The sequence below is a fragment of the Arthrobacter sp. S41 genome, assembly GCF_004320535.1.
GTDB lineage: Bacteria > Actinomycetota > Actinomycetes > Actinomycetales > Micrococcaceae > Glutamicibacter.
In genome coordinates this window covers 235,557-262,325 of the sequence record NZ_SIHY01000003.1, presented here as the reverse complement: position 1 = coordinate 262,325, position 26,769 = coordinate 235,557, and the positions used below count along the sequence as shown (strand labels likewise).

Annotated in this window: 23 protein-coding genes; 10 read left to right on the top strand and 13 right to left on the bottom strand. The window is 56.8% G+C overall.

Annotated elements, in window-relative coordinates:
- Positions 1-25: 25 nt before the first annotated feature.
- A complete protein-coding gene (locus tag EYR88_RS15215) occupies positions 26-589 on the top strand; it encodes a hypothetical protein (RefSeq protein WP_131090610.1) in 564 nt (187 codons plus the stop codon).
- 84 nt (positions 590-673) lie between these two features.
- On the opposite strand, the gene EYR88_RS15210 is transcribed toward EYR88_RS15215, so the two are convergent.
- The 3 genes from EYR88_RS15210 to xylA are packed head-to-tail and all read right to left on the bottom strand — an operon-like array spanning position 674 to position 4,605.
- On the bottom strand, positions 674-1,942 hold the full coding sequence (locus EYR88_RS15210; protein ID WP_131090609.1) for an FAD-binding protein: 1,269 nt from the start codon (positions 1,940-1,942) through the stop codon (positions 674-676).
- A 9-nt stretch (positions 1,943-1,951) separates the two neighbouring features.
- On the bottom strand, positions 1,952-3,379 hold the full coding sequence (xylB, locus tag EYR88_RS15205; protein WP_131090608.1) for a xylulokinase: 1,428 nt from the start codon (positions 3,377-3,379) through the stop codon (positions 1,952-1,954).
- Positions 3,380-3,417: 38 nt separating this feature from the next.
- Positions 3,418-4,605, bottom strand: a complete 1,188-nt coding sequence (gene xylA, locus EYR88_RS15200; protein ID WP_131090607.1) for a xylose isomerase — start codon at positions 4,603-4,605, stop codon at positions 3,418-3,420.
- 132 nt (positions 4,606-4,737) lie between these two features.
- On the opposite strand from xylA, the gene EYR88_RS15195 reads away from it, so the two are divergent.
- Positions 4,738-5,973, top strand: a complete 1,236-nt coding sequence (locus EYR88_RS15195) for an ROK family transcriptional regulator (RefSeq protein WP_131090606.1) — start codon at positions 4,738-4,740, stop codon at positions 5,971-5,973.
- Here EYR88_RS15195 and EYR88_RS15190 read toward each other — a convergent pair.
- Both EYR88_RS15190 and EYR88_RS15185 read right to left on the bottom strand, forming a co-directional pair.
- Positions 5,970-6,767, bottom strand: coding sequence for a MerR family transcriptional regulator (locus EYR88_RS15190; protein WP_131090605.1), 798 nt, complete (start codon positions 6,765-6,767; stop codon positions 5,970-5,972). The two genes, EYR88_RS15195 and EYR88_RS15190, sit on opposite strands and share 4 nt — an antisense overlap.
- A 505-nt stretch (positions 6,768-7,272) precedes the next feature.
- On the bottom strand, positions 7,273-8,292 hold the full coding sequence (locus EYR88_RS15185; RefSeq protein ID WP_131090604.1) for a hypothetical protein: 1,020 nt from the start codon (positions 8,290-8,292) through the stop codon (positions 7,273-7,275).
- A 432-nt stretch (positions 8,293-8,724) separates the two neighbouring features.
- On the opposite strand from EYR88_RS15185, the gene EYR88_RS15180 reads away from it, so the two are divergent.
- The 5 genes from EYR88_RS15180 to EYR88_RS16430 all read left to right on the top strand — a co-directional run bounded on the left by EYR88_RS15180 (position 8,725) and on the right by EYR88_RS16430 (position 13,313).
- Positions 8,725-9,378, top strand: a complete 654-nt coding sequence (locus EYR88_RS15180; protein ID WP_131090603.1) for a Pr6Pr family membrane protein — start codon at positions 8,725-8,727, stop codon at positions 9,376-9,378.
- Between the two features lie 155 nt (positions 9,379-9,533).
- Entirely contained in the window at positions 9,534-10,823 is a 1,290-nt protein-coding gene (locus tag EYR88_RS15175; protein WP_131090602.1) for an adenylosuccinate synthase, read from the top strand.
- Between the two features lie 169 nt (positions 10,824-10,992).
- Positions 10,993-11,541: a hypothetical protein gene (locus tag EYR88_RS15170; RefSeq protein WP_131090601.1), complete on the top strand. Its 549-nt coding sequence runs from the start codon at positions 10,993-10,995 to the stop codon at positions 11,539-11,541.
- Between the two features lie 140 nt (positions 11,542-11,681).
- Positions 11,682-12,200 carry a hypothetical protein gene (locus EYR88_RS15165; protein ID WP_131090600.1) on the top strand — a complete coding sequence of 173 codons (519 nt, stop codon included), beginning with the start codon at positions 11,682-11,684 and terminating at the stop codon, positions 12,198-12,200.
- A 132-nt stretch (positions 12,201-12,332) separates the two neighbouring features.
- Positions 12,333-13,313, top strand: a complete 981-nt coding sequence (locus EYR88_RS16430; protein WP_131090598.1) for a TIGR00730 family Rossman fold protein — start codon at positions 12,333-12,335, stop codon at positions 13,311-13,313.
- A 93-nt stretch (positions 13,314-13,406) separates the two neighbouring features.
- Here the strand turns inward: EYR88_RS16430 and EYR88_RS15150 are convergent, their stop codons facing one another.
- On the bottom strand, positions 13,407-14,936 hold the full coding sequence (locus EYR88_RS15150; RefSeq protein ID WP_131090597.1) for a sodium:solute symporter: 1,530 nt from the start codon (positions 14,934-14,936) through the stop codon (positions 13,407-13,409).
- A gap of 359 nt (positions 14,937-15,295) precedes the next feature.
- Between EYR88_RS15150 and EYR88_RS15145 the strand changes: the two genes are divergently transcribed.
- The 3 genes from EYR88_RS15145 (at position 15,296) to EYR88_RS15135 (ending at position 18,518) form a co-directional block, all read left to right on the top strand.
- Positions 15,296-16,951 carry a thiamine pyrophosphate-dependent enzyme gene (locus tag EYR88_RS15145; protein WP_131090596.1) on the top strand — a complete coding sequence of 552 codons (1,656 nt, stop codon included), beginning with the start codon at positions 15,296-15,298 and terminating at the stop codon, positions 16,949-16,951.
- Between the two features lie 616 nt (positions 16,952-17,567).
- Positions 17,568-17,972, top strand: coding sequence for a hypothetical protein (locus EYR88_RS15140; protein WP_131090595.1), 405 nt, complete (start codon positions 17,568-17,570; stop codon positions 17,970-17,972).
- Between the two features lie 114 nt (positions 17,973-18,086).
- The gene (locus EYR88_RS15135; RefSeq protein WP_131090594.1) at positions 18,087-18,518 is read left to right on the top strand and encodes an SRPBCC family protein; all 432 of its coding nucleotides are present in this window, start codon (positions 18,087-18,089) and stop codon (positions 18,516-18,518) included.
- 23 nt (positions 18,519-18,541) lie between these two features.
- On the opposite strand, the gene EYR88_RS16095 is transcribed toward EYR88_RS15135, so the two are convergent.
- The 7 genes from EYR88_RS16095 to EYR88_RS15100 form a co-directional block, all read right to left on the bottom strand.
- The gene (locus tag EYR88_RS16095) at positions 18,542-19,138 is read right to left on the bottom strand and encodes a polysaccharide deacetylase family protein (RefSeq protein ID WP_165477395.1); all 597 of its coding nucleotides are present in this window, start codon (positions 19,136-19,138) and stop codon (positions 18,542-18,544) included.
- A gap of 286 nt (positions 19,139-19,424) precedes the next feature.
- Positions 19,425-20,729 carry an MFS transporter gene (locus EYR88_RS15125; protein WP_131090592.1) on the bottom strand — a complete coding sequence of 435 codons (1,305 nt, stop codon included), beginning with the start codon at positions 20,727-20,729 and terminating at the stop codon, positions 19,425-19,427.
- A gap of 125 nt (positions 20,730-20,854) precedes the next feature.
- On the bottom strand, positions 20,855-21,133 hold the full coding sequence (locus EYR88_RS15120; RefSeq protein WP_131090591.1) for an HPr family phosphocarrier protein: 279 nt from the start codon (positions 21,131-21,133) through the stop codon (positions 20,855-20,857).
- A 52-nt stretch (positions 21,134-21,185) separates the two neighbouring features.
- Entirely contained in the window at positions 21,186-22,868 is a 1,683-nt protein-coding gene (gene ptsP / locus EYR88_RS15115; protein WP_131090590.1) for a phosphoenolpyruvate--protein phosphotransferase, read from the bottom strand.
- A complete protein-coding gene (locus EYR88_RS15110) occupies positions 22,865-24,871 on the bottom strand; it encodes a fructose-specific PTS transporter subunit EIIC (protein ID WP_131090589.1) in 2,007 nt (668 codons plus the stop codon). The genes ptsP and EYR88_RS15110 overlap by 4 nt, the downstream gene beginning before the upstream one ends.
- The gene (locus tag EYR88_RS15105) at positions 24,868-25,848 is read right to left on the bottom strand and encodes a 1-phosphofructokinase family hexose kinase (RefSeq protein WP_131090588.1); all 981 of its coding nucleotides are present in this window, start codon (positions 25,846-25,848) and stop codon (positions 24,868-24,870) included. Before EYR88_RS15105 ends, EYR88_RS15110 begins: the two co-directional genes overlap by 4 nt.
- A complete protein-coding gene (locus tag EYR88_RS15100; RefSeq protein ID WP_131090587.1) occupies positions 25,845-26,621 on the bottom strand; it encodes a DeoR/GlpR family DNA-binding transcription regulator in 777 nt (258 codons plus the stop codon). Before EYR88_RS15100 ends, EYR88_RS15105 begins: the two co-directional genes overlap by 4 nt.
- Positions 26,622-26,769: the final 148 nt, after the last annotated feature.

Genomic DNA, 26,769 nt, shown 5'->3' with positions numbered 1-26,769 from the left:
ACGAGTTTTCGATAGCATGCTGAATATGTCTGGTCTTGAATCTGAACCATCGGTGGAGAATCCTCCTGCTTTTTCACGTTTTCTGCCCGGAGGCATCCCACTCACGGGGGCATTTGCCAGGTTTGGCGGAAAGCTCTATGAATGTGGGTCAGCAAAGCTGCCATCTGGTGAGTATGACCATGGCATGCTCGTGCTCTCCTCCATCGAGGAACGGCCCGGGCCGGAGTGGCAACTAACCTGGCGGTCTCAACTTGGTCCGCTTGCCGGATTTACTGAGTGGAGCAGAGTCGTTCATCGGAGTCAGGCCGAAGAGACATTCTGGTGCCGCAATTACCTAGTGTGGCAAGGTATAGGATTCTCAGGGTCGACCAACGTTCATGAAGAAAAGTATGTCGGGATGTTTTGGGAGCACTCGCGCAACATTCCCGAAGAGAAACTTCGCACCCTCAAGAAATACGAGCGCCTTGATGCCGTCGAGTGGTTCGCGCTAGTGCCACTCGACGACCTTGAGACGCTTAAGATTTATCGCGAGCAGTGGCCCGAGAGTCCGAAAAAACCGAAGAAATCTTTTTGGAGATTATTCCGATAGCCGGATATCCACTAGGCGATAGTTCCTTCAAGTTGGCAACTAGACCGATCGACACAAATTGGGTGTGCTCCATTGCCCTAGAACCTAAGCACCAAAGAGATTGCGATTCAGGAATTCGTTGCGGAATTTGCCCGCAGAATCCAAGCGCTGAGCCAACTCGATAAAGTCATTGAACTTCGGGTACAGCTTCTGCAGATCGGTTGACGTTGCTGCAAAGAGCTTGCCCCAATGCGGACGAGCCGCAAAAGGCGCGAGAGCTGATTCGACGTGCGGCAGGATTGTCTCCACTTCCTGCTGCTGCGGCTTCCACGTAAAGTGCAGGGCAATACCGTCGCGGCCGTAGTTGCCGCTGAGCCACAACTCATCGGCGGCAATGGTCCGCACCTCAGCCACCAGCAATAACGGGGTGATCACCGAGGACAGCTCGCGCATCGCGGTAATGGCTTGAACAGCGTATTCACGCGGAACCAAATATTCGGTCTGCAACTCATCACCGGCACTGGGCATGAAGTCCATGCGGAAATGGGAGAGCCGATCGGACCAAGGCCCGGCCACCCCGAGCTGTTCGCTGCAGATCGCGCCATCGGCTCCGGGCAATGGGTGCATCGGAGCGATCGCCGCCAGACCGCCAAATTTTCCCTGATCAATATCATCGAGAAGGGCATCACCAACACGACGCTTGAGCCATGTTTGGCCCACCAAGTCCCCGCTCCAATCGGTGAACAGGCTGACGCTGTAGGCGGAAGCCTGGATTCCATCAAAGTTGTCCAGAACTTTGTCCCAGGACAGCTGCTCATACACGGTCTGTTGCACATCAAAGCTCGGAACGATATCCAAGGTCAGATGAGTGATCACGCCTAGCGCACCAAGGGACACTACATAGCCGTTGAATTCCGGATCGTTTCGATTGACCGAGAGCTGCGAGCCATCGGCCAGCACGAGCTCGACTGCGCTGACTGCGGTTGCCAGGTTGCCGTGGGCTTCGCCCGAGCCATGGGTGCCAGTGGATACCGCGCCGGCCACCGAAATATGCGGCAGGGAAGCCAGATTGTGTAGCGCAAAACCGGCGGCGTGCAGCGCATCGGCCAGCGCGCCATAGGTGATTCCGCCACTGACGCGCACGTTCATGGCCTGCGCATCGATATCAATGACTTGGGGCATCTTGGCCAGTGAGATCATGGTTTCGCTGGTATCGGCAATGTCATTAAATGAATGGCGGGAACCGAGCACGCGCACCTTGCTGGCGGCGCGAACCTGTTCCTGCAGTTGCTCAATGCTGGTGGGGTACAGCAGTTCGCTGGCCCGGTACTCAAGGTTTCCAGCCCAGTTGAGTTCCTTGGTCTCTAGCTCCACGGCAGATCCTTACTTCTCTAGCCACTGGCTGGAAACCAGCGAACGGTAGCGTTCCAAAACATGCGGTGTTGCTTCTGTCGCAGGGACTTCGGTGGAGTCCTGGGTCCACTGCGGGAATGCTCCGGCCAGCACACCGGCAGCTTGCCGTGCCGCGCCATCAGCCACATACTCGCCAGGGGCCGGAATGATAATCGGCAGGCCCAGCACCTGGGCTGCAATCTGCTGCACCGCTGTGGACTGCGCTCCGCCGCCCACCAAGATGATGCGCTGGGCTTGAACCCCTTGGGCCTCAAGCGCGCGCAGCCCATCGGCTAGCGAGCAGATGATTGCTTCCACCGCGCTGCGAGCCAAGTTGGGTGCAGTGTAATTCGCACGGGTGATTCCGTGCAGCGAACCCGTGGCATCTGGCAGGTTCGGGGTGCGCTCGCCGTCGAAGTAAGGGAGCAGGGTCAGGCCATTGGAGCCCGGGTTGGCTGACAGGGCGAGGTCATTGAGCTCTGTCAGGCTCACCTGCAACAGGTTGGCGGTGGCATCAAAAATTCGGGTGGCGTTTAGCGTGCACACCAGTGGGAGGTAGTTTCCGGTGGCATCGGCAAACCCGGCCACCAGCCCGCTGGTGTCTGCAGATGGGGCATCGGCAACCGCGAAGACCGTGCCGGAAGTGCCCAGGGACATCACTACATCACCAACGGTGGCGCCAACCCCCAGTCCGGCGGCGGCGTTATCACCCGCGCCGGGACCGATCAGCGCGCCGGTGGCGGTGCGGCCGATGGATTCCAGCGGTCCCGCCACCGCAGGCAAAATCGGGGCGTGCCCCAGATGCTGCTCCAAGGCTTTGAGGTCATAGGATTTTTCGGCAGCCCGGTAGTACCCGGTGCCCGAGGCATCGGAGCGGTCGGTGCCTAGAGCGGCCAAGCCTTCGACACCGCTGCCCGGGCCATAACCGGCAAGACGCCAGGACAGCCAGTCGTGGGGCAGACAGACCGCGGCGACCTTGGCCGCGTTGTCCGGTTCATGGTCCTTGAGCCAACGTAGTTTGGCCAGGGTGATCGAGGAGACCGGAAGGGTGCCGGTACGCTGCGCCCAGTAGGCGGCGCCAGCCTCGCTGTCACCGTCGCCGGCCTCGGTGATGATGTCGCGGGCCGCCTGCGCGCTGCGGGTATCGTTCCACAGCAGCGCAGGGCGGATCACCGCACCGGTGGCATCCAGCACGACCATGCCGTGCTGTTGCCCGCCCACCGAGATCGCAGCCACATCGTCCAGGCCGCCGGCCTGGGCGATGGCTTCTTGCAGGGCGGCGAACCAGAACTCCGGGTCCACTTCGGTGCCTTCCGGGTGGCTGGCGCGTCCGGAGCGGATCAACGCTCCGGTGTCAGCGTCGCGGATGACAACCTTGCAGGACTGGGTGGAGGAGTCGATGCCGGCTACAAGCGTCATTGAGTGTGGCTGCTTTCTACGGTGGGTTCTGGCGGGGTTTAGCGCGAGCCGAGCAGGTGCTCGATGGCCAGCTGGTTCAGGCGGATGAAGGCGAAGTTGCGCTGCGCGGCAGCATCGGCGTCAAAGCCTGCGAAGCTCGCCGAATCGCTCATCAGATCCGCTGCGCTTTCTCCGGCGTTCAGGGTGGTTTCGCCCAGTTCGAAGACACCCGAGGTCTTCATGGCTTCCTGTACTTCTGGATCCGCGCGGAAGGCCAGGGCGCGTTCCTTGAGCAGCAGGTACATGGACATATTGGCCTTGGCTGAGTCCCACACGCCGTCGTAGCCGTCGGTGCGCGATGGCTTGTAGTCGAAGTGGCGTGGGCCGGTGTACTTTGGCCCGCCGTTGGGGAAGCCGTTCTCCAGCAGGTCAACGGTGAAGAATGCGCTGGTCAGATCGCCGTGGCCGAAGACCAGGTCCTGGTCGTATTTGATGCCGCGCTGGCCGTTGAGGTCAATGTGGAACAGCTTTTCGGCCCACAGCGCCTGGGCGATGCCGTGGGTGAAGTTCAGGCCAGCCATCTGCTCGTGGCCGGTTTCCGGGTTCAGGCCGACGATGTCGCCGTGTTCCAGCTGCTCGATGAACGCCAGGCCGTGGCCGACGGTTGGCAGGAAGATGTCGCCGCGTGGTTCGTTCGGCTTTGGCTCCAGTGCGATGCGCAGGTTGTAGCCCTTGTCCTTGATGTAGCCAGCTGCCGTGTCCACGCCTTCGCGCATGCGGTTCAGTGCTGCGGCCAAGTCCTTGGAGCCGTCGTATTCGCTGCCTTCGCGCCCGCCCCACATGACGAAGGTTTCGGCGCCCATCTCGGCGGCAAGATCGATGTTATGCAGGACCTTGGCCAGTGCGAAACGGCGGATCGAGCGGTCGTTGGAGGTGAAGCCGCCGTCCTTGAATACCGGGTGGCTGAACAGGTTGGTGGTCACCATCGGGACCTTCAAGCCGGTTTCTTCCAGGGCTGCGCGGAAGTCAGACAGGATCTTTTCGCGTTCAGCCTCGGTGGCGTCAAAAGGAATCAAGTCATTGTCGTGGAAGGTGATGCCGTAGGCGCCGAATTCAGCGAGCTTGTGCACGGCTTCTACCGGGTCCAGGTTCTTGCGGGTGGCGACACCGAATGGGTCGGCGCCGGTCCATCCCACGGTCCAGAGGCCAAAGGTGAAGTGGTCTTCAGGGGTCGGGGTAACGCTCATCGTGATACATCCTTGGATCGAGAGGGTTGGCTTTCACCATTTAGTTTATGTCCTGAACTATATGGTCGCTCATGCGCTAGAGTCAATAGCGAGCAATGAACGATTCACCCAAAAAATTCTTTAGGAGAAGGCATGCGCCAACCAGCGACTACTGCCCGAGCTACCACTTCTGGTGCGCCGGGCAACGTTGCAGATGTGCGCAAAGCCAACCTAGCTAGGGTCTTGTCGGTGATCGCAGCTGCAGGGGAGGACGAGCGGTTATCCCGCGCCGATATCGCGCAACTCAGCCAACTCACCAAGGCCTCGGTTTCCAGCCTGGTCACCGACCTACTGGCTGCCGGGTTGGTCACCGAAATTGGCGTGCACCGCGACGGGGAGCGTGGCCGACCCTCGGTAGGTCTGGTCCTGAACCCCGCGCGCTGCGTGCTTGGCATGGAAATTAACGTTGACTACATTGCCGCCGGTCTGGTGGACCTCAGTGGCAAACTGCTGGCTCACGAAGTACTGCCCCGCGCTAATCACAGCTCAACAGCAAGCGAAGTACTTGCTGCGCTCGGAGAGTTGAGCCAGAGGCTCCAAGCTGCTGCCCAGGCCCAGGGTCTGATGATCCTCGGCGGAGGATTAGCCGTTCCCGGTTTGGTCAACGAAGAACATTTCACCGTCCTGCAGGCACCAAACCTTGGCTGGGTTCAGCAGGAACTCGACGTGGCAGCATTGCTGCCCGAACCCAAAACCCGCTTCCGGCTCTTTAACGAAGCCAACGCCTCAGCACTGGCCCAACAGCAATTGATGGATGCCCAAGAGAACGACTTCCTCTTTGTCTCCGGGGAAGTGGGCATTGGTGGCGGATTGATCATCGACGCTGAACTTTTTGTCGGACCCCAGGGCCACGCCGGCGAACTCGGCCATGTGGTGATCGCACCCGATGGCAAAACCTGCAGCTGCGGCGGACGCGGTTGCTTGGAAACCGTTGCCGGGCAGGAAGCCATTTTGGCCGCCGCCAACCTCGGCGCGGGCGTCGACAGCGCGCCGCGTCAAGAGCGAATCAGCCAGCTCTACCAAGCGCTGGAGGCTGGCGAAGAGCCAGCGTTGAGCGCGGTATCCGAGGCCGGAAAATCCTTGGGGATCGCGGTGGCCTCGGCCCTGCGACTCTACAACGTTTCCACCGTCGTCTTTGGTGGTCACTTCGCCGCACTAGAACAATGGATGCGTCCTGCAATGGAAGCTAGCCTCCAAGTGCACGCGCCGAGCATCGCCGGTCAAGCGCGGTTGCTGTGCTCGACGTTGGGCCAAACAGGTGCGCTGGTTGGAGCCGCGCGCAGCGTGGTGGGGGACTTATTGGAAGCTCCTTACCAGCTGGTGGATTAGGGAGTGCCGACGGGCTGCTGAAGTTCGGTCACCCAATCTGCTTGGTCTTCGGATACAGCGCGCACGTAGACTTCGCGGCACGGGCCGGTCGGCACCAAACCTCGGGTCAAGACTTCCTCATGAACGGCCTGCCAGCTTTCATGAATAGTGTCCATTGAGCCAAGGTGCACTCCGCAAATTGCTTCAGGCACGGCGGGAAGCTCGATGATCTCGACACCGGCTAGGCTCTGGGCGCTAGTGGCATACCCGGCAATGACCTCTACGCCATCCTCGGTACCGTTGTACTGCGCAACGGGTGTGGCAAGGCTTTGGCCCTGAATGGACTGCGCGATCTTGTCGAAGAGTGGGCCGATGCGGCCGGCGATTTCAGGTTGCTCGGCCACGGTGAAGCGGCCGGCCGCCAAACGCACTGCGGGCAATGGCTTGTGAATGATTTCAATGCGTGACATGAGCTTCTCCTTGGAGATCAGTTGTAGACGTCGTTGCACTTCACGTAGGCGCTGCATGGCTAGCTGGTGTTCAGTCTCTACTTGCGCCTGACGAATGAGCAAAAGTTCGGAGATCTTTCCAGCAGTTGCTCCCTGAGCCAGACTTAAAGAGATCTCTTCGAGCCCAAATCCCAAATCGCGCAGAGCAACAATCTGATGCAAGCGCTGTAGCTGGGACGGATCATAGGAACGATAACCGCTGAACGGGTCCACATGGGCAGGGGTGAGCAGACCGGACGTATCCCAATGCCGCAACATGCGGTGGGTGACCTGACCAATCTGCGCAAACATCCCGATGGATAACATTCTTCAGTTCTCCGCCCTCACACTGTGTCAGAGTCAAGTCTGCGCGAGAATGTCATTGATATCCATGTTTAAGCTCGACTTAGTGACGTGTACTCAGTCGCACATCGTTGAAACCCGAGGAAGCCAACTTGGTATGGCAAATGAAAACTTCGGAGAAGTGAGGTTTGCATCATTAAGGCGCATAGATCGTACTGCGATGACGATTCATGCTGTGTGTTTCTGCTGACGGGTTACTACGTGACACAAGGATCGCTTGGGGCTCTTGGCTTCGAACTGGATGGAATGTTTGCCGAGGTCATGACGTTGCTAGCAGCGTCACATAGCGTTGCTGTGGATAATTAGTTTCATCAAAAGCCCTACAAAGAGCCTTGAAAATCGCGTGAAGATTCAGCAAAGGTATCAAGAACTCGATATCAAAGAGTTCCGTGGGTAAAAAGTAAGCATCTACCCGATCAGCCAGATGCTTACTTTTGATGAAAATCTATCTAGAGCCAGCCTGGTGAAATTACCAGTTGCATGCCTTAGCAGCGTTTCCCTTGATGACACTGGTAGCTATCCCCTTGCGCCAACCAGGCCAGCTTTTACGCTTACTTTCTAAGTCGATATTTATCGTTCCTGCAAGCCCCACAACATGACAGTTCCATTGTTGCGCCATCGTAGCTTTTGCCATGGAACGAGGATGATGTTGACGTAGATCGTCTAGACCCATTTTGTAAACGTAGCTTGGGTTGAAAGGTTGGTACCAACGCGCGAGCGCAGTAACTGTCAACCTGATCTCCCATCCACCGTTTTTCCATCGTTCCCACTTGACCTGTTTGATAATCCCTTTTGAGTAGGCAGGATCCGCAACTACTGGATACGTGAGATTCTCAACAGAATGATGGTCAACGACTTGAACTATGGCGTTTCCTTCAATCTCGTAGCGCGTATGAACTTCTAATCCGTTAGCATCCTTAGCCCAAGGAGGAGCAAACCCGCCTATCAGGTCTCCATTTTTAGATTCAATCAGTACACCACCCTCTACTTCGCGCATTGTGGCATCATCGGGAAGGTCTAAGTGGTATTCAAAACGCTCAGTAGATCTTGGATCGTTGATGACAGTAGCGATTTGAACGTCGCCGCTATCTTTGACAGATGTGACGGTGGAGAAGTCTGCGCCTTCATTCGAAATCACACCAGGGGCTAGGGCCATAGCTGATGCTTGATTTTCAGAGGGGCGAAGGATTTCGATGCTCTCTGAACCAGTGCCAATTCTTATGGGCTTCCCAGGCTCTCTTGGAACAACGATTGCAGTTTCAGCGACATGAAGATCAAACACGTTGGAGGCTTTAGAAGCTGCAATGTCTGCGGAGGTTCCTAAAACGTCATGTGAAGTGTCATCTGAAACAGCAGCGAGGTTTTCAAGTGCCGCGGTGGTGCTTTTAGAAACTGGCTCTTGGGGCTGTGCGAAGACGACGGTTGGCGCGCAGACAAGCGCGCCAACTATAGACAGGGCGAAAAATTTAGCACGGATATTTTGGGACAAAGCATCTCCGAGAACGGAATGGAAGGTGGACCGGATAGATGGTATGAATTAACATATGAAAGCACAGGATAAGAAGTTTTTCATCATTTCATTGATAATCATCATACTAGTAGTTATAGGTATATTCTTATTTATTACATCCGGCGTTCTGGCTAATTTCCTTGACCCTGACCCTGAGGCGGGGCTGGTCATAAGCAAAATATCTGAACTCTAAACCGCTAACCTCGAAGTTTCGTGGCGGTCCACTGCTGAATACGGGTAGCGTGAAATCTCGGTACATCGTAGAAACTGAAACTCATAGCTTCGAAGACAGCGGATCTCATTACTATGTATGTCCTGTCTCGTCACTTTGTGGACACACGAACTGACGAATCTTCAAGTCGCTACGCTTAAATCTTTGGAAGCGGTAGCTGCTAGTTATAGTCTTCGAGAGTGAAGACCGCTCAAAACTCATTGCGCTATGTGAACCTAGTCCGAATGCTCTGGGCGCTTATCACTCTAAGTGCCATCGTAGCCACCTATGTGGACACCGCGTCACGAGGACCGGTATTGCCGATGAACTTCTTTGGGTACTTCACTATCCAGTCGAATCTTGTGGTCGTGGTGGTCGGACTTATTGCCGGGGGAATAGGCCTAGCCAAGGGTGCTTCGGTACCTCGCTGGGTTGTGGGCCTGCGTGCTTTAGCAAGTGTGTGCATGGTGGTGGTCGGTCTGATTTACCTCACCTTGTTGGCACCCTTAGGTGCTGCGGGCGGGGTGCCGCTGCCCTGGGCGAATTGGGTGATGCATATTATCGGTCCACTGGTGGTCATTGCCGATTGGCTCTTGGCGCGGGACCGTAGATTTTTGTCCTACGCGGTAGTGCCACTGTTACTGGTGTACCCGTTGCTCTGGACCGGGGTAGTTCTAGTTCGTGGAGCCACCGATGGCTGGGTTCCCTACCCATTCCTGAGCCCAGAGCAGGGCTACGCAACGGTTGCCTTGTATGTCTTTTGCATTGCTGTGCTCTTCGCTGGAATCGCGTTTCTTGTGCTCGCCTATGGACGTCGCGGGCGACACCGTGACGTACAACTCGAGATTCACTAATCGTTTCGGTAAACTTTGGTCGTAAGAGCCCCTAACTCTTGCAGCGAACCTTCGGGTTTTAGTGAGCAGGACAGGGGCATATTTTTTGCCCGGCACCGTGCCGGGACGGCGTGAAGCACGCCGCAACCGCTGCTTTATGCAAGGGGGAGGATCCCATGCCAGCAATCGTGATCGTCGGAGCACAGTGGGGCGACGAAGGTAAAGGTAAGGCCACCGATCTACTCGGTGGACTGGTCGACTACGTAGTGAAGCCCAATGGTGGTAACAACGCAGGGCACACCGTGGTCGTTGGTGGCGAGAAGTACGAGCTTAAGCTCCTTCCAGCCGGCATCCTTTCGCCGAATGCCACTCCGATTATCGGCAACGGCTGCGTGGTGAATCTTGAGGCCCTCTTCGAAGAAATTGATGGTCTTGAATCCCGTGGCGCCGATACCTCGAAGCTACGCGTTTCAGCTAACGCGCACCTGGTGGCTCCGTACCACCAGACCATGGATAAGGTCACCGAACGCTTCCTGGGCAAGCGTGCCATCGGCACCACCGGACGCGGCATCGGCCCGGCCTACATGGATAAGGTCGGACGCCTCGGCATCCGCGTGCAGGACGTCTTTGACGAGTCGATCCTGCGCCAGAAGGTTGAAGGCGCACTGCGCCAGAAGAACGAACTACTGGTTAAGATCTACAACCGCCGCAGCGTTGAGGTTGAGGAAATTGTTTCGTACTTCCTCTCCTACGCTGAGCGTCTGCGCCCGCTGGTTATCGACTCGACCTACGAGTTGAACAAGGCACTAGATGAGGACAAGGTTGTTCTGATGGAAGGCGGCCAGGCTACGTTCTTGGACGTGGACCACGGAACCTACCCATTCGTGACCTCATCGAACCCAACTGCCGGTGGCGCATCGGTTGGTTCAGGTATTGGCCCAACCCGCATCACCCGTTCCATTGGCATTATCAAGGCGTACACCACCCGTGTGGGTGCCGGTCCTTTCCCAACTGAGTTGTTTGATGAAATGGGTGTCTACCTGCAGAAGACCGGTGGTGAGTTCGGTGTGAACACTGGCCGCCCACGTCGTTGCGGTTGGTATGACGCAGTTTTGGCTCGCCACGCTTCGCGCGTGAACGGCTTTACCGACTACTTCGTGACCAAGCTGGATGTGCTTAGCAACATTGAGCAGATCCCAGTGTGTGTTGCTTATGACGTAGACGGCGTGCGCCACGATGAGATGCCAATGACGCAGACCGATTTCCACCACGCGAAGCCGATCTTTGAGTACTTCCCGGGCTGGACCGAGGATATCTCGGGCGCCAAGACCATGGAAGATCTTCCGGAGAACGCCCGGAACTACATTCTGGCTCTGGAAAAGATCTCCGGTACCCGGATCTCTGCTATTGGCGTGGGTCCGGACCGTGACCAGACCATCGTGCGTCATGATCTGATCCAGGACTAGTTCCTAGATATTAGGGAGCTATCGCAGTTCATTCATTGAATGAACTGCGATAGCTCCTTTTTCGTGCGCTCGACTCCTTTGACGACGATGGTGGTTTATCCACAAGATTCTTTGCGCTCTTCAAACGCTTACTATCAAGGCATAGAATATAAGTGCCTAAGGATGAGTGATGAGTACAGCGCCACTAGAAGAACGTAAGGTCGAAGATCTTGCCCACGCTCTTGGTCTCCCAACCGGGGAGATGGACCTCCGGGTCTTGCGTGACGCCCTTCCGAAGATTCGTGTGCTTGTAAATCAGGAAATCAAAGCACAAGAACCAAAGACCAAAAGACGTTTAGCGATCGACGAACGTTTCGGAACCTTTTATGGCACGGAACGAGTCATGACGGAGCTAGCTGTTCGAACACCCCAGCAGTTAAGCGATAGGATTCGTCGTCATACGCTCTTGCGGGTCAAATTAGAAGACGGGAAAGTCAATGCCTATCCGGCCTTCCAATTTAAGAACCATGAAGTAGTTCCCGGCGTAAAAAAGGTTCTGCAGGTACTTCTGCCCGTTGCGGCGACCAATTGGAGCGTCGCGCGATGGATGACACTGTCCATGCCACAGTTGCAGGGTATGCGTCCCATTGATGTCTTGCGCGGTGAAGCCGAAACTGAGATTTCAGCTGATCTGGTATTCGAGGAGGCTCTGAGCACCAGGCGGGACTGGACTCGATGAGCCGGGCCCGAGCCCACCGAGTCTCCGCGGTAGTTTTGTCTGCTCAGGAAGTTGGCGAACTTACAGTTCGGAAGCTACCTCGGGGCACGCACATTTTTCGTTGTCATTCTAGGTACGCACGTCAACGATCTGGCGATCTCGTGAAACTAGGCGCATGGTTCTTCTCTAGTTCAAACGGTCGGTTTGACTTAGAAGCACCACGCGGCACTTTGAACGTTGCCCAGGCGATGGTGGGTGCGGTCTGCGAATCATTAGGTGTGCTCACACTGGATTCGCAGATCTCGGAGCAAGAAGTCCTCGCACGAAGATTGGTTCCCTTGGCTCTAAAAGAACGGGTAGATCTGGTGGACTTTACCGATCGTAAAGCGGCACAAGCTGCGAAGATTCTTGCTGGCGAAATGACGGGTGCTGCCAAGAACTATGCAGAATTTCAATCCCTTGCAAAGTCGGTTGACGCGGTTGGTAGGGGAGGTATCTGTTCGTTCTTGCGCTTTAGCAGTCCGGAAAGAGGCCGGGGATATTTCATCTTTGGCGATTCTGGTCCACGGCTATGGGAAACAGGCGAAGAGATTTCAATTGTTCCCGTGCTCAATTCTTTAGGTTACGAGATCATCAATGACGAACTTATGCCAGTGTCGGACGTGGATTTTAGGGCTTAGCTACGTGTACGAAGCTGTCTGAACAAGCAAAGATTTCGCACCGTTTCGCAGGAAGTCCTACGATTGAGTGGCGTCTGGTTGTCGTGACGAGCAGGCGCAACCAGCGTGTAGATGGACCAAGAAAGAACTCGAATGTCAGAACAGATCACTGTCAGTGCCGTCATTATCAGAAACGATGCGGGACAGGTTCTGACAGTTCGCAAACGAGGTACAACTTCGTTCATGTTCCCCGGTGGCAAGCCAGAGCTAGGGGAGTCGCCCATCGACGCGGCGGTGCGAGAAGTGAGTGAAGAGCTGGGAGCCAGTTTGGACCCAGCATTGCTGAGTATCATCGGCACCTTCACGGCCCCGGCGGCCAATGAAGCGGGGCATAACGTTCAAGCCACTGTATTTGAGCATCCTTTGGTACCGATTGGTGAACCACTGGCTGAAATCGAGCAGTTGCGGTGGATCGACCCTTCGGCGGAAGTAGATGAGCTCGCCCCTTTGCTCAAGGACGTAGTCTTCCCAGCTTTGCTCGCTGGGTCACGAAAGATTCAGAGCTTGGCAGTTTTCACCGGCTCAGCTTTAGGTAAGTCACCTATTTATGAGCAAACGGCCGAAAACTTCGCACGTACAGTTGCCGGCTCGGGCCGGGCCATCGTCTATGGCGGTGGACGCGTGGGCCTGATGGGAACGATCGCTGATGCGGCGCGAGCGGCCGGCGGAGAAGTTTTCGGAGTTATGCCGCAGGTTCTGGTTGATGGCGAACTGGCGCACCCAGGACTAACAAGCCTAGAAGTTGTTCCAGACATGCATGCACGAAAGCACCGCATGTCGGAACTGGCTGATGGCTTTGTCGCACTGCCCGGTGGTGCCGGAACGTTGGAAGAGCTCTTTGAAGTGTGGACCTGGCAACAGCTTGGCATCCATGCGAAACCAGTAGCGCTGTTGAATGTCGACGGATTCTGGCAGCCGTTGCTGAAGATGCTGGATCACATGACTAATCAGGGTTTCCTCGCCCCGCAGTTCCGCGACTCACTGGTCGTCGCCAGCGAACCGAATGCGCTTTTGGATGCTCTATCCTCGTGGAAAGCCCCGGCGGCCAAATGGGGCGCAAGTTCCAAGAACTAGAGCACGAAGAACAAAACGAGCCTTGTGCTCAGCGGTTTGCATCGCTGAGCACAAGGCTCGAATTTATTTGCCCGACCGGGTATTTCTAACGGACTAAAGCGTAGGTTCCTGCACGCCAGCAGCCACCGGAGCATCTTGCACCTTGCCGGCAACGCGCAGATTCCAGTGCTCAATGACCTGGCGGTCAGTGGACTTGGTGACCAGCGAAACGACGATGAACGCTACTGCTGAAGCAATCAAACCGTAGTAGATTGGCTCGTTGGCATAGACGCCGTCGAACTTGTTCTCGGCCTGAATCTCCAAGATGATCATTGTGCCCAGGGTGACTATGGAACCGGCAGCCATGGACGCGGTAGCGCCAACACCGTTGCCGCGCTTCCAGAGCAGGCCACCAATGATGGCTACCAAGAGGCCACCAACCAAGATGTCGTAGGCGATGGTCAGTGCTGCAACCACGTCGTCTACCAGAATTGCCAACGTCACCGTGACTACACCTAGAGCCATCACCCAGATTCGGTTAGCGCGTACGTCGTGCTCAGGGTTCTCATTCGAGTTGACCTGAATCTGCTTGCCGAACCAGCTGGCCACAAACGGAGTGACGTCGGTACGAGCCACGGTTGCGGCAGCGATCAATGCACCGGAAGCGGTAGACATCATGGCGGCCACGGCTGCAGCCATCACTAGGCCACCGACAGCTACGGGAAGTAGCTGCGTGGCAACTTCCGCGTAGACGACGTCCTTATTATCCGCAGCACCGGCGATATTTGGCAGGGCTACCTTGGCGGCCATACCAATCAGTGCGCCAGCGGCGCCGTAGAAGATGCAGTAGATGCCTGCGGTCATTCCGCCCCAGCGTGCAACCTTCGGAGTCTTGGCGGTGAAAACGCGCTGCCAGATGTCCTGGCCGATGAGCAGACCCAAGGTGTAGACAACAAAGTAGGTGATGATCGACTGCAGGCCGATGCCGGTGAAGCTGAAGAACTCTGCATCAACACGTTCGCGGATGCCGTCTAGGCCGCCTGCTGCGTTCAAGGAGAACGGAAGCATCAAAGCGAAGATGCCAATGGTCTTGATGACAAACTGCACTTGGTCGGCCAGCGTAATTGACCACATGCCGCCAATGGTCGAGTAGACCACCACGATGGCGCCGCCGATGGCGATAGCCACCCACTTTTCCCAGCCGAAGAGCACCACGAAGATGGTGGCGTAAGCGCTGGTGGAGGTAGCGCAGAGCATCAGCGTGTAGGCCAGCATGACAATGCCGGAACTGTTAGTTGCTGCGGCACTGCCGTAACGCAGGCTGAGCATCTGCGAGACGGTAAAGACCTTGAGCTTCTGCAGGGTTGGTGCAAAGCACAAAGAAAGCAGGACTACGCCGGCACCGATTGCCACGACGAGCCACATGCCTGAGATGCCCCATTTGTATCCCAGACCAACACCGCCCACGGTGGAGGCGCCGCCGAGCACGACTGCGGCCATGGTCCCGGTGTAGAGCAGTGGACCAAGACGCCGTCCGGCGACGAGATAATCACTGCTGTTTTTGGTGCGGGACTTGCCCCACCATCCGAAGGCGAGCATTGCGGCAAGATAAACCGCGACAATGGCCCCATTGATGAATTCCATGGACTACCCCGATGCGAGTGAGTGAAGAATGCTTACTGGAAGTAAACATTTATTGCTCAATAGGCTACTTGTGTGACCTGCGACCAGTCAACGCTAAACGGCTTTATGTCTGTGAACTGGACCGCTTGGGGGTGTGATTAACCTTACTGTCTCTGTTGACGAAAAATTATAGACAATTTGTACAGAAATATGCATGAAGGCAAGCATCGTGTCATACTCGCGTAGTATTGCGCATTCACGGTGCACAGTTGCTGGTTCTTTAGTACTGTTTCTCGACGACGCAACGTTGCTTCACCGGCTTTAACGCCATCTTTTTCGTTGCGTCAGAAGATTTCTCGCAACCAGAAAGACGCCTAAAGATGAGTGAAAATGCTCAAGGTCTGACAAAGAAGTCAGCCGGACATGTCATTGTCGATACACTTGCCGCGCACGGCGTTGAACGAGCCTACGTAGTCCCGGGCGAAAGCTACTTGGACGTCCTTGATGGCCTGCACAACTCACCCATTGAGACTGTCGTATGTCGCCACGAAGGCGGAGCCACGTACATGGCGGAAGCCGAAGGAAAAATGCATCAGCGCCCCGGCATCGCTATGGTGACCCGCGGGCCCGGTGCGGCTAACGCGCACGTTGGTTTGCACACCGCTTGGCAGGATTCCACCCCACTGGTTCTCTTTGTCGGGCTGATTCCTTTTGAACACCGCGAAAAGGAAGCCTTCCAAGAATTTGATCCGAAAGCCTGGTTTGGCACCGGTGCCAAGCGTGTAATGATTTTGGATCACGCAGAACGCGCCAGCGAAGTGGTCGCAGAAGCGATGTTTGCGGCCATGTCTGGACGTCCAGGCCCCGTGGTTGTTGGCCTTCCAGAAGACGTGATCCGCAATGAAATTTCGGCTGAGCTACACCCAGTAATCCCTGTGGCCACTGGCGGCATGACAGTGACGGACTGGAAAGCGCTGAATACCGCACTGCAAGAAGCAGACAAGCCACTGTTTATTTTTGGTGGCAACGATTGGTCGGCGAAGGGCGCTGCCGATTTCACTCGATGGCTAGAAGAGCATGACCTGCCCGCTGCAGCCGAATGGCGTTGTGAAGGTACCGTACCATTCAACTCACCTTCCTATGTCGGGCCCATTGGTTACGGACGTCCTAAGCCGACCTACAACCTACTAGAAGAAACCGATCTTTTGATCTTCGTGGGCACCGTTCCGGGGGACGTGATCACCGACGGGTTTAACATCCGCCAAAATTGGGAAAAGAAAAACTTCCTCGTCACCATCGACCCATCGCTACGTGGGCGCTCCGGCCCCGTTTCGCATCAGATCGTGGCTAAGCCTGATGTATTTGTCCGCGACTTGTTGCTGATGGATCTGCCGGTCAAAGATTCATGGAAAGAGTGGACTGCGCGGATGCGAAGTGAGCAGGAAAAGTTTGCTGAACTGCCATCGGCTGTCCCAGCTGATGGACCAGCAAAAATGGCGACGCTGATGTCCAACCTAGTCTCCGGACTTCCTTCGGATGCCATGGTCACCTTTGGTGCCGGTGAGCACACCAACTGGGCGCACCGTTACTTCCCGACCAATGGGTATGCCTCGATGCTCTCAGCTCGAAACGGTTCCATGGGTTACTCGATTCCATCGGCTGTGGCAGCATCGCTGAACTACCCGGGGCGCCGCGTAGTTACGGTTGCCGGTGACGGTGAGTTCCTCATGAACGGACAAGAGCTGGCCACCGCCACGCAGTACGGGGCAACTCCGTTGGTGATCATCATGGACAACCAGCAGTACGGAACCATCCGTACCCACCAGGAACACCAGTACCCGGACCGTGTTTCGGGCACGCAGCTGAAAAATCCTGATTTCGCTTTGATGGCGCAGTCTTTTGGCGGTTTCGGAGTCCGGGTTGAGCAGGACTCTGAAGTCCCAGCAGCAGTGGAAGCGGCTGTGAAGGCTATCGACGAGGACAAGACCTTTGCGCTGATCCACCTGATCGTAGAACAAGGTGTCAAGGCGTACTAAGCAAGACAGTACTATGGTCGGGCCGAGTCGAACTGGTTCCGCAGCGAAGCTCAAAGCACACAGATAATTCCAGCGGGTACCGTTTATGCGGTACCCGCTGGATGCCTTAAGTGGCACAGTAATTAGATGAAGTTTGCCAGCAAGAACTTGCAATAGCGGAACATAGAGACCTGAATGATCCTCTGATTGATAGCCTCATGCGCCGTTGAAACCCTGACGCGTATCGATATCGTGGTCCAATAGATCCCGGCGATACGGCAGCTTTGCAATTGCTCGGCCAGGTTAGTGCGGCGCTACTTGGCAACGTTGCCCCCACAGTGGCCCCAGCATCAGAGCCAGAAAAGCCGCAGCGCACCGAACAACCTGACTTTGATTGGGATGCAGTAAGACCTTGATGGCTCGCGCGGTGGCTGGTGAGCACCTCAGTTAAATTTGAGGGCTTCGCCCTGTCCCGCCCGAATCTTGGGAGGGTTGTATTTCATCGGATTGCATTTGGTGCTCGGATTCATTGCTTTCGCCGCGGCGCTTTGCTCAATTGCAAATATCACAATCCATCTGTGCTTTCTGTCTTGGCATGCTCGCCTTGAAGAAATAAGATGAATTGCTACCGAACTACGTGAAGCAAACCCCCGACCACGAGGTGGATAAACAGATGGCGATGATGAGCGAAGAGCTCATTGAGCAGTGGGCTGATGCAACTGCTGAAATCTACAATGAGTCCTTGACCGGCATCAATCTGAGCCGTCTGCCCGAGGCAGTGGCTCAGTACGTGGACCTATTCGCACGCAGTGAGAATCTGACGTTTAACGAAAGCTCCAACCCAACAGACTACTTTGAACATCATCCGTTCACGGCGGTGAGCGCAGTGCTCAACAGCCCCGAAGCCCTTGAGGTTTTGGACGATGATGCGCAGGACGCGCTGGATGCGATGTCTGACTTTACCGAAGCCTGGTATCACTTCGACCTTGAGCAGGAACCGGAGTTGGGTATTTCCGAGGCAGACGTTGACGAAGACTGGTAAACACCAGTAATTACGTACGCCGGCATCACGCAGAATCTGCATGATGCCGGCTTTGTCATATCCAAAGCCCTGATTGCTATTCCCAAAGAGCGCCGAGAGTGCAACGATGCGTGTATGAGCCAGTTCAGTGTTTTTGAGAGCACCGTTCTCATTCATCTTCCGGTGCACCGAGTCTGGGAATTGCTGACCGATTGGGCAGCTGCTCCCTTGTGGATCCATGGAATTGGTTCCATGCATTCCGATGATCCAGAACTAAAGGTTGGCACCAGCCTGGTCTATCGGGTCGCCGGCCATGAACGGGTTTATCACGTCCATGAACTCATCGAAAACCGATTGCTGATTCTGCATACTTCAGAAAACCCAGATGGACTGTCCTATCGGTACGACTTGAAGGACGACGCAGGGTACACCGAAGTGGTGTTGCAGGTGGCAATCATTAATCCTGATCTAAGCGTTGAACAATGTGAAGAACTTGCCACGAACGTTCGCGAAAGCGAGGGGGACAAGTTGGATCAATTGCGCCTCTACGCCGAGCAAGCTCCGTAGGCCTTTGGCTTTAAGTAGAGCTGTTAGCGTTGCACCCCAGCATGAGGTGCAAAGGAATAGGCAACAGAGTTTTGCAGTTTGCCGTCCAACAACTGATCTACGGTAACCGGGGTATAGCCCTGAGCCTTTAGCCTTGAGATCAATTCTGGAACGGCTTTCACGGTAGTGGCGTGCACGTCATGCATGAGGATGATTGATCCGGGCTGGACATTATCCATGGCGATGCTCATTGTCTGTTGTGGATCATGATGTCGACCGTCACGAGTATTGATATCCCACAGCACCAGCGGCAGCGGGATCAACTTGTCAATGGCAGGATTGTGGCGTCCCATCGGTGGTCTGAAGACTGACGGTTTGTCTCCGGTTATCTTCTCGATAGCTGTGCTGGTCCAAGCAACTTTTTGCTTGATTTGTTTATCGCTCAGCGTGGTGAGATCTGAATGGTCCCATGTGTGGTTGCCCAGCTGATGCCCCGCGTTGGCCATACGTTGTACTGTCTTTGGATACTTCTGAACTTGCCTACCGATCAAGAAAAACGTGGCTGGAGTATCAGATTTATCCAATTCATCAAGCAGGCTATTGGTGGACCGTCCCGGACCATCATCAAAAGTTAGTGCCACGCATTTATCCACCGCGCAATCGACTGGCTGACGTTGGTATTGCTCTGAAGCCTGCGGTGGTGCCGGGGCATCGGGCGGAGAAGTGCAGGCAGAAACTGAGCACACCAAAGCCAGTAGCGTGAGATACCGCAGAGGCAAGACAAAAAATCGTCGGCGCATCCTTCTAGTTTTGTAGCTGAGCACTGGTTTGGTGCAGAACGCCACAGTGAATGAGTCGAAAATTTCGCTGCTTTTTAGCAAACGTTGGGCACGGCCGTACGGCCGTGCCCAGGGTGAAATACGGAAACTACCGGAGCTCACCTTCGGCCACCGACGCTGGCTCATCAATCAGTGGATGCTCCACTTCGTCGCGAGCAAATTTTCCGGCCCACCACGCGATGGCGCCAAATACTGGTGACGCAAGGCCGGCAATGATGAAGATCGACTGCAGGCTCAGAACGTGGGTCAGCGGCCCCGCGACCGCCATGGATAGCGGCATCAAGGCAAGTGAAACGAAAAAGTCCAGACTGGAGATTCGTCCCAACAAGTGACTGGGCACCCTGCGTTGTAGCAATGTTCCCCAAATGACCATGCCCACGGCATCGGTGATGCCGAATGCCAGCAGGATGGCACAGAGCATCCAAGCTTGTTCAACATAGCCCACCAGAGCTAAAGGCAAAGTACCAAGGCACCAGCAAGCAGTCATGAGGCTCAAGTAGCGACGCGGGAATTTTGCCGAGGCAATCAGTAGTGAACCTACCGCGGAGCCGACGCCGAAGAAGGCGAGCGCAAAACTAAAGAGTTTTGCATCGCCATGCAGGTGATCACTGACGATAAACGGCAACAGCACTTCGAAGGGGCCGATAAAGGTGAATACGGAGATCACCGAAAACAGCAAGGTCCATAGCAGCCAGCGGGTGCGTACCGTATAGCCAACGCCCTCACGCAGTTGGCGGATGATCCCAGGCTTCGCCTGGCCTGCTTCCAGTGCTATCGCGTTGTAGGCGTCCTTTTTCGGAATCCTGCGCAGCATCATCAAAGCGAGCAAATGCACCAGCGCGACACCGATGATGGCGTGAGCTGGCGACAAAGCGGCCACCATGAAACCGGCGGTCATTGGGCCCAGAGCGGTATGCACCACGGGGCGGATGGTTCCTTCGAGGCCGTTGGCAGCCAGGAGCTGGTCTGCTGGCAACATCTTGGGCAACAACGCGGAGTAGGCCGGGTAGAAAAATGCTGAACCGGCACCCACAAAAAAGCCCGCCAGCATCAGGTGCCACAATTCCAACGCACCGCTGATGGCGAGCACCGCGGTGAGGGTCATCAATACGAAGGAAAAGCTCTCCACCAGCACAACAATGCGCCGGCAGGAATGCCGGTCCGCCATGATGCCGCCAAAGAGGACAAAGCACAGCAGACCTACGGCGTTGACAGTGGCGACCATGGACAGTTCCACCGGCCCGCCGTCTAAGCGGCGCACCTGATAGACCATGGCCACGGTCCACATGCCAGCGGCAAAGGTAGATAAAACAAGGGCGCTGGCCAGCAAGGCATAGTCGCGGATGGCGAAGGGCTTGATGAGGCGCAGTGCGGAGGTTTTGAGCGCGCTCATTGGTACTCCTGCGTTAGTGCGTAAGTCTCATCATCCGCTAAGTGATTGAATTTTGTCAATCGGTATTTTGGGCATAAAAACGGGGAACAGGCCATGGCCTGTTCCCCGGATCTATTCAGCTGAAATTACTCAGCGTCGTGGTCGGTCTCCAAGATGGTGACCAGCTGATCAAGAGCAGCTTCTGCGCCTTCGCCTTCGGCACGCAGCACAACGCTGGTTCCGTGCTCGGCACCAAGGCCCATCAGCGAAAGGATGCTTGAAGCGTCCATTGCCTCATCTGCTGGTTCGCCTTCCAGAGCGATGGTGACCTCTACTGGAAGTTCTGCTGCAGCTTCAGCAAAAATAGCTGCTGGGCGTGCGTGCAGGCCGACGCGGCTGCCGATGATTGCGGTACGTTCTGCCATGATGGCTCCTTCAGGATCAGTTGAAAGGTTGTTTAGGATAAATTCTAGTGGCCTACAGGCCGAAGCGGTCCAGTTCGCTCAGCTCGGCGCGTACTGCGCTACGAGCCAACTCGGCAGACGGTGCATCCAGAGCCAACTTGGCCAGGCGCTGCGCCTTGGCAAAGTCCACGGTACGCAATACGGCCGAAACTGGAGCCAAAGCGCGCTTGTTCATGGACAGGGTGGTGACACCCAAACCAACCAGTACTACCGCCAAGGCAGGATCCGCAGCAGCTTCACCACACACGCCCACTGACTTGTCACCGGCGCTGTGTGCACCTGCGGTAGTTGCAGCAACCATATGCAGCACTGCTGGCTGCCAAGGATCGTTCAGATCCGCAAGGGTGCCTAGCTGACGGTCTGCAGCCATGGTGTACTGAGTCAGGTCATTGGTGCCAATGGAAACAAAGTCACAACGCTGCAGGATCTGGCCCGCCAGCACTGCAGCTGAGGGGACCTCAATCATGGTGCCGGCGATGGCCAAGCCAGTGGCCTTCGCCATGGTGGCGAAGTCTTGCGCTTCAGCTGGAGTGGAGATCATCGGAGCCATCACCCAAACATCAGCCTCATGCTCGCTGGCAGCTTGGGCAATAGCCTTCAGCTGACGCTCGAGCACACCTGGGCTGGTCAAGTCGGTGCGGTAGCCGCGCACACCCAGTGCCGGGTTTGGCTCACTGGAATCGGTCAAGAATGGCAATGGCTTATCCGCTCCTGCATCCAGGGTGCGAACCACTACCTTCTTGTGTGGAAAGGCAGCAAAGACTGCACCATAGGCAGAAACCTGCTCTTCATGGGTAGGCTCTTTTTCCTTGCCCAAGAAGCAGAACTCGGTGCGCAACAGGCCAACACCTTCGGCACCTGCGCTCGCAGCTAGCTGTGCGTCGCCGCCGCTACCCACGTTGGAGAGCAACGGAACACGGTAACCATCGGCGAGTTCTCCGGTGCCGGAGAAATCTGGCAGGACCTCGCGGTTAGCGTAGGTGGAGGCCAGGTGCTCTTCGGCTTCCGTCGGATCGGTGATGACCTGTCCATCGATGCCGTCGACAAAGACGTAGTCACCGTCGGCCAGCTCAATGGTTTCCGGTGCGGCAACAATGGCCGGCAGGCCCAGCGAGCGGGCGATAATCGCGGTGTGTGACTGCGGTCCCCCATCGGAGGTGACCAAAGCCAGCACCTTAGCTGGATCCAGGGTCGCGGTGTCAGCAGGTGCCAAATCCACGGCAGCAAGGATAAATGGTTCATTCGAGTCCGGGATGCCTGGGGCAGGCACTCCGCGCAGTTCGGCAACAATGCGGGCGCGAACGTCCAACACGTCGCCAGCACGTTCGGCCATGTAGCCGCCCAGCGCGGTCAGCTGGGTGGCTACCGCGTCGGCAGCTTCCCAGATGGCCGACTCGGCGCACGTTCCACCAGCAACCAGCTTGGTCGCCGACTTGATCAGCGAGCGGTCGCTAGCCATCAACGCGGTGGCCTTCAGCACGGCCTGAGCGTCCCCGGTAGCCAGTGTTGCGCGCTCCTTGAGCCCGGTTGCAACCGCCTTGGAGGCATCAGCCAGGCGCTGAGTTTCTTCTTCAGCGCTGACACCCTGAGGCAGTGGTGCACCGTCGGCCGGTGCGAGGATTGGTTCAGGCATGCGACGTACGCGTCCAATGACGCGTCCGGCGCTGACGCCTACTCCAGTGTATTTCTTGCTCATGCTGCGACCTTTGCCGGCTCAGCGGCTCCAACTGGAGCCTTGCGTACGTACTTCTTCAAAACTATAACCAGTACTGCTGAGATTACCGCACCGATCAAGGTAGCCAACAGGAATAGTGGCCAGGTGTTATTCATAGCGAAGAAGACGAAGATACCACCGTGTGGTGCCTGGCTGATGACGTTGAAGGTCATGATCAGCGAACCGGTTACACCAGCACCAACCATGGAGGCTGGGATCACGCGCAGTGGGTCGGTGGCAGCAAAAGGAATGGCACCTTCAGAGATGAAGGCTGCACCTAGCAACCAGGCGGCCTTACCGTTTTCACGTTCGCCTTCGCTGAACAGCTTCGGCTGGACGGTCGTGGCCAAAGCCAGGGCCAGAGGTGGAACCATGCCGGCAGCCATAACGGCGGCCATGATCATCATTGGTGCAGGGTTATCTGCCAGTGAAGCGGTGCCCAGACCGGCTACTGCGAAGGAGTAGGCCACCTTGTTCACTGGCCCGCCAAGATCTACGGCCATCATCAGACCAAGAATCAGACCAAGCACTGCTGCAGCGGTACCGGACATGCCCGAGAGCCAGCTATTCAAAGCTTCGGTCAGCTTAGCGATAGGGCCACCAAGGAACAGGAACATCAGACCCGAGGCAATAATCGAACCCAACAGTGGGGTGATCACTACCGGCATCAAACCGCGCATCCAGCGTGGCACGTTCCAGGAGCCGATCCAGCGGCAGGCCAGACCTGCGATCAAACCACCGACGATACCGCCGATGAAGCCTGCGCCCATGAAGCCTGCCACCGCACCTGCGGTGAAGCCTGGGGCGATACCCGGACGGTCAGCGTAGGCGTACGCAATGTAGCCGGCTAGCGCGGGGACCAGGAAGCCCATGGAGAGGCTACCGATCTTGAACGCCACTGCACCGATGTAGGACATGAAGCCAGCATCAGGCAGGTTGAACAGGGTGTTCTCGGTCAGGTACTTGTCTGCAACGCCGGTGATGTCGTAACCGCCGAACAGGAAGCCCAAGGCGATCAGCAAACCGCCACCGGCGACAAAAGGAATCATGTAGGAGACACCGGTCAGCAGCGCACGCTTCAGGCCAGCGCCGAAGGACTCATTGTCCTTGTTCTCTTCGGTGCTGGTGGCAGCACCGGCAGGAACACGGCGGGCCGATGGATCCTCGGAAGCAGCAATGGCGTCGTTGATCAGCTTTTCTGGCTCATCAATACCGCGCTTGACTGGAACCTGGATCACTGGCTTGCCAGCGAAGCGTGAACGGTCACGCACGTCAACGTCCACCGCAAAAATTACCGCGTCAGCGGCGGCAATGACGGCTGGATCTAGTGGGGTGGAACCCGAGGAACCCTGGGTTTCTACGGCGAAGTCCACGCCCATTTCCTCGGCGGTCTGTGCCAAGGAATCGGCGGCCATGTAGGTGTGCGCAATACCGGTAGGACAAGCGGTCACAGCAACGATGGACTTCTTCTTTGGTGCATCACTAGCTACGGCAGCCGCTGGTGCAGCCGGCGCAGCAGCAGCTGGAGCTGGGGCATCTGAGGTCACAGCGCGAACCAGTTCCACAATTTCAGCTGGGCTGGTTGCTTCACGCAAGGAGGCGGTGAAGGACTTCTTCACCAGTGCGCGAGCGAGCTTGGACAGCAACTTCAGGTGCGCCTGGTCGGCGCCATCTGGGGCAGCAATGAAGAACACCAGGTCAGCTTCGCCGTCCTTGGCACCGAAGTTGACCTTCGGGTTCAGCCGGGCCATGGCCAAGGTTGGCTCGGTCACCGCGGCGGAGCGGCAGTGCGGAATAGCGATGCCGCCGGGAACACCGGTAGCGGTTTTGGCTTCGCGAGCCTTACCGTCGGCAGCCAGCGAGGCTGCGTCGGTGGCGCGGCCCTGGTTGGCAACCAGCAACGCCAGCTGATCGATGACTTCCGTGGTGCTACTGCCGAGGTCGGCATCGAGCAACACGAGCTCTTCTGTGATTAGTTCACTCATGACTCGGTTCCTTGGGTTGAAAAAAGTTCGTTGACACTGACCGCGTCAACGGTGAGATCTGCTTGGGTGGGGATGCTGGACCCGGGCAACTGTGTGGCAGCAGCCCCGTAGGCCACTGCGTTTTTCAGTCGATCCGGGGCGCTGGCCCCGGCAACATCTGCCAATAGGTAGCCGGCCAGCGAGGAATCGCCGGCTCCGACGGTACTGCGTGGGGTGATCGGGGTATGCGATCCGTACCATACTCCCTGCTTGGTCACCAGCAGTGCACCCTTGGAGCCTAGGGTGGCCAAAACTGCGCCGATCCCCTTCTCCAGTAGTTTGGTGGCGCACTCGGTAGCTAGTTGCGTGGAGCCTTCCAGCGCTTCTTCATCGCAGTCGCCCACTAATTCAGCCAGCTCTTCAGCGTTGGGCTTGATTAGATCCGGGATGTGCTGCTCAGAGTGCGCAAAAAGTTCGATCAGCGGAGCACCGGAGGTATCCACTGCGATCTTCGGGCACTTTTCACCCAGTGAGGCGCGAAGCTGTGCGGTGAGCTGTGCGTAGAAGTCGGCGGGGACTCCCGGCGGCAGCGAACCGGCCAAGACCAGCCACTGTGCACCGGCTGCGGCGTCGGCCACCAACTGGCTGAGTGCCTCAAGTTGTGCGGCGTCCAGTGTCGGGCCCGGCTCGTTGATCTTGGTGGTGGTGCCATCAGGATCGGTCAGGGTGATATTGGTGCGCAGTGGTTCGTCGATAGACAAGCTACGGTGCGCCAGCTGATCAAGAGCCAGTGCGGTGATCAATGGATCGGTGCTCGCCCCGGGCAACACGGCCAGGGTCTGAACACCGGCTGCGGCAATGGCGCGCGAAACGTTAACACCTTTACCAGCGGCTTGCACGTGGCTTGCCTTGGCGCGCTGCACGGACCCGTGGGACAGTGGCTCACCAAGTTCAATGGTCTTATCCAGTGCCGGGTTGACGGTCAGGGTCACAATCATGCGATCACCACTTCTACGTCAGCAGCGTCCAAGGTGGCGGCGAGTTCATCGCCGGGCTGCTGGTCAGTGACCAGAGTGTCGATGGAATCCAGGCCGGCAAAGCAGACCAGGGTTTCCTGATCAAACTTGGAGCTGTCGGCCAAGAGAACCACGCGGCGGGCACTGGCTACCAAGGCACGCTTGACGGCTGCTTCCAGTGGATCTGGGGTGCTCAGCCCGAAGCTGGCGTGCAGACCGTTGGTGCCAACAAAGGCGATGTCTGCGCGGTGACGGGAGTATTCTTCGACGGTCTGTGCTCCGGAGGTGGCACCGGTGAGTCCACGTACGCGGCCACCGATCAGTTCCAGGATGACACTTGGGCTCTGGACCAGTACCGAGGCGATGGGCAAAGCGTGGGTGATGACCACCAGTCCGGCGCTTGCGTTGGTGCGCAGCATGCGTTCGGCGAGGAATTCGGTGGTCGTTCCGGCATCAATGATGACCGAGGCATCCGAGACTGGCAGCAGGCTCAAGGCGCGCTGCGCAATCCGAGATTTGGCGTCTGCGTGAATTGCGGTGCGCACTAGGTGGCTTTCTTCGCGAGTGCTGGCTTCAGTGATGGTCACTGCTCCGCCGTGGACACGGCGTAAGAAGTTCTCTGATTCCAGTTGGGCCAGGTCGCGGCGCACCGTTTCCCGGGTGATATCAAAGCGTTCGGCGAGCTGAGCGACGGAGACTTTTCCGTCCTTCTCAAGCTGCTCGACGATCAGCCGGTGTCGTTCTTCGGCGAACATTTATTGCCTCCGCAATTCTTCATGACATGCACCACATGAATCTGTGTTTCCATGACTTTATGCCCGAATGAGTGGGAACGTCAAGTGAACTGTGAGGGAAAATTAACCATTCGGACATCTGAAGGTGGTTATAGTTGGCATTTTGCCG

What these genes read in the sequence shown, in the direction of transcription:
- EYR88_RS15135 (WP_131090594.1), top strand. Translation starts at nt 18,087, where the DNA reads ATGAGCCAGTTCAGTGTTTTTGAGAGCACCGTTCTCATTCATCTTCCG.
- EYR88_RS15100 (WP_131090587.1), bottom strand. Translation starts at nt 26,621, where the DNA reads ATGTTCGCCGAAGAACGACACCGGCTGATCGTCGAGCAGCTTGAGAAG.
- xylA (WP_131090607.1), bottom strand. Translation starts at nt 4,605, where the DNA reads ATGAGCGTTACCCCGACCCCTGAAGACCACTTCACCTTTGGCCTCTGG.
- EYR88_RS15125 (WP_131090592.1), bottom strand. Translation starts at nt 20,729, where the DNA reads ATGAGCGCGCTCAAAACCTCCGCACTGCGCCTCATCAAGCCCTTCGCC.
- EYR88_RS15190 (WP_131090605.1), bottom strand. Translation starts at nt 6,767, where the DNA reads ATGTTATCCATCGGGATGTTTGCGCAGATTGGTCAGGTCACCCACCGC.
- EYR88_RS15105 (WP_131090588.1), bottom strand. Translation starts at nt 25,848, where the DNA reads ATGATTGTGACCCTGACCGTCAACCCGGCACTGGATAAGACCATTGAA.
- EYR88_RS15195 (WP_131090606.1), top strand. Translation starts at nt 4,738, where the DNA reads ATGCGCCAACCAGCGACTACTGCCCGAGCTACCACTTCTGGTGCGCCG.
- EYR88_RS15120 (WP_131090591.1), bottom strand. Translation starts at nt 21,133, where the DNA reads ATGGCAGAACGTACCGCAATCATCGGCAGCCGCGTCGGCCTGCACGCA.
- EYR88_RS15175 (WP_131090602.1), top strand. Translation starts at nt 9,534, where the DNA reads ATGCCAGCAATCGTGATCGTCGGAGCACAGTGGGGCGACGAAGGTAAA.
- xylB (WP_131090608.1), bottom strand. Translation starts at nt 3,379, where the DNA reads ATGACGCTTGTAGCCGGCATCGACTCCTCCACCCAGTCCTGCAAGGTT.
- EYR88_RS15145 (WP_131090596.1), top strand. Translation starts at nt 15,296, where the DNA reads ATGAGTGAAAATGCTCAAGGTCTGACAAAGAAGTCAGCCGGACATGTC.
- EYR88_RS15110 (WP_131090589.1), bottom strand. Translation starts at nt 24,871, where the DNA reads ATGAGTGAACTAATCACAGAAGAGCTCGTGTTGCTCGATGCCGACCTC.
- EYR88_RS16430 (WP_131090598.1), top strand. Translation starts at nt 12,333, where the DNA reads ATGTCAGAACAGATCACTGTCAGTGCCGTCATTATCAGAAACGATGCG.
- EYR88_RS15150 (WP_131090597.1), bottom strand. Translation starts at nt 14,936, where the DNA reads ATGGAATTCATCAATGGGGCCATTGTCGCGGTTTATCTTGCCGCAATG.
- ptsP (WP_131090590.1), bottom strand. Translation starts at nt 22,868, where the DNA reads ATGAGCAAGAAATACACTGGAGTAGGCGTCAGCGCCGGACGCGTCATT.
- EYR88_RS15170 (WP_131090601.1), top strand. Translation starts at nt 10,993, where the DNA reads ATGAGTACAGCGCCACTAGAAGAACGTAAGGTCGAAGATCTTGCCCAC.
- EYR88_RS15215 (WP_131090610.1), top strand. Translation starts at nt 26, where the DNA reads ATGTCTGGTCTTGAATCTGAACCATCGGTGGAGAATCCTCCTGCTTTT.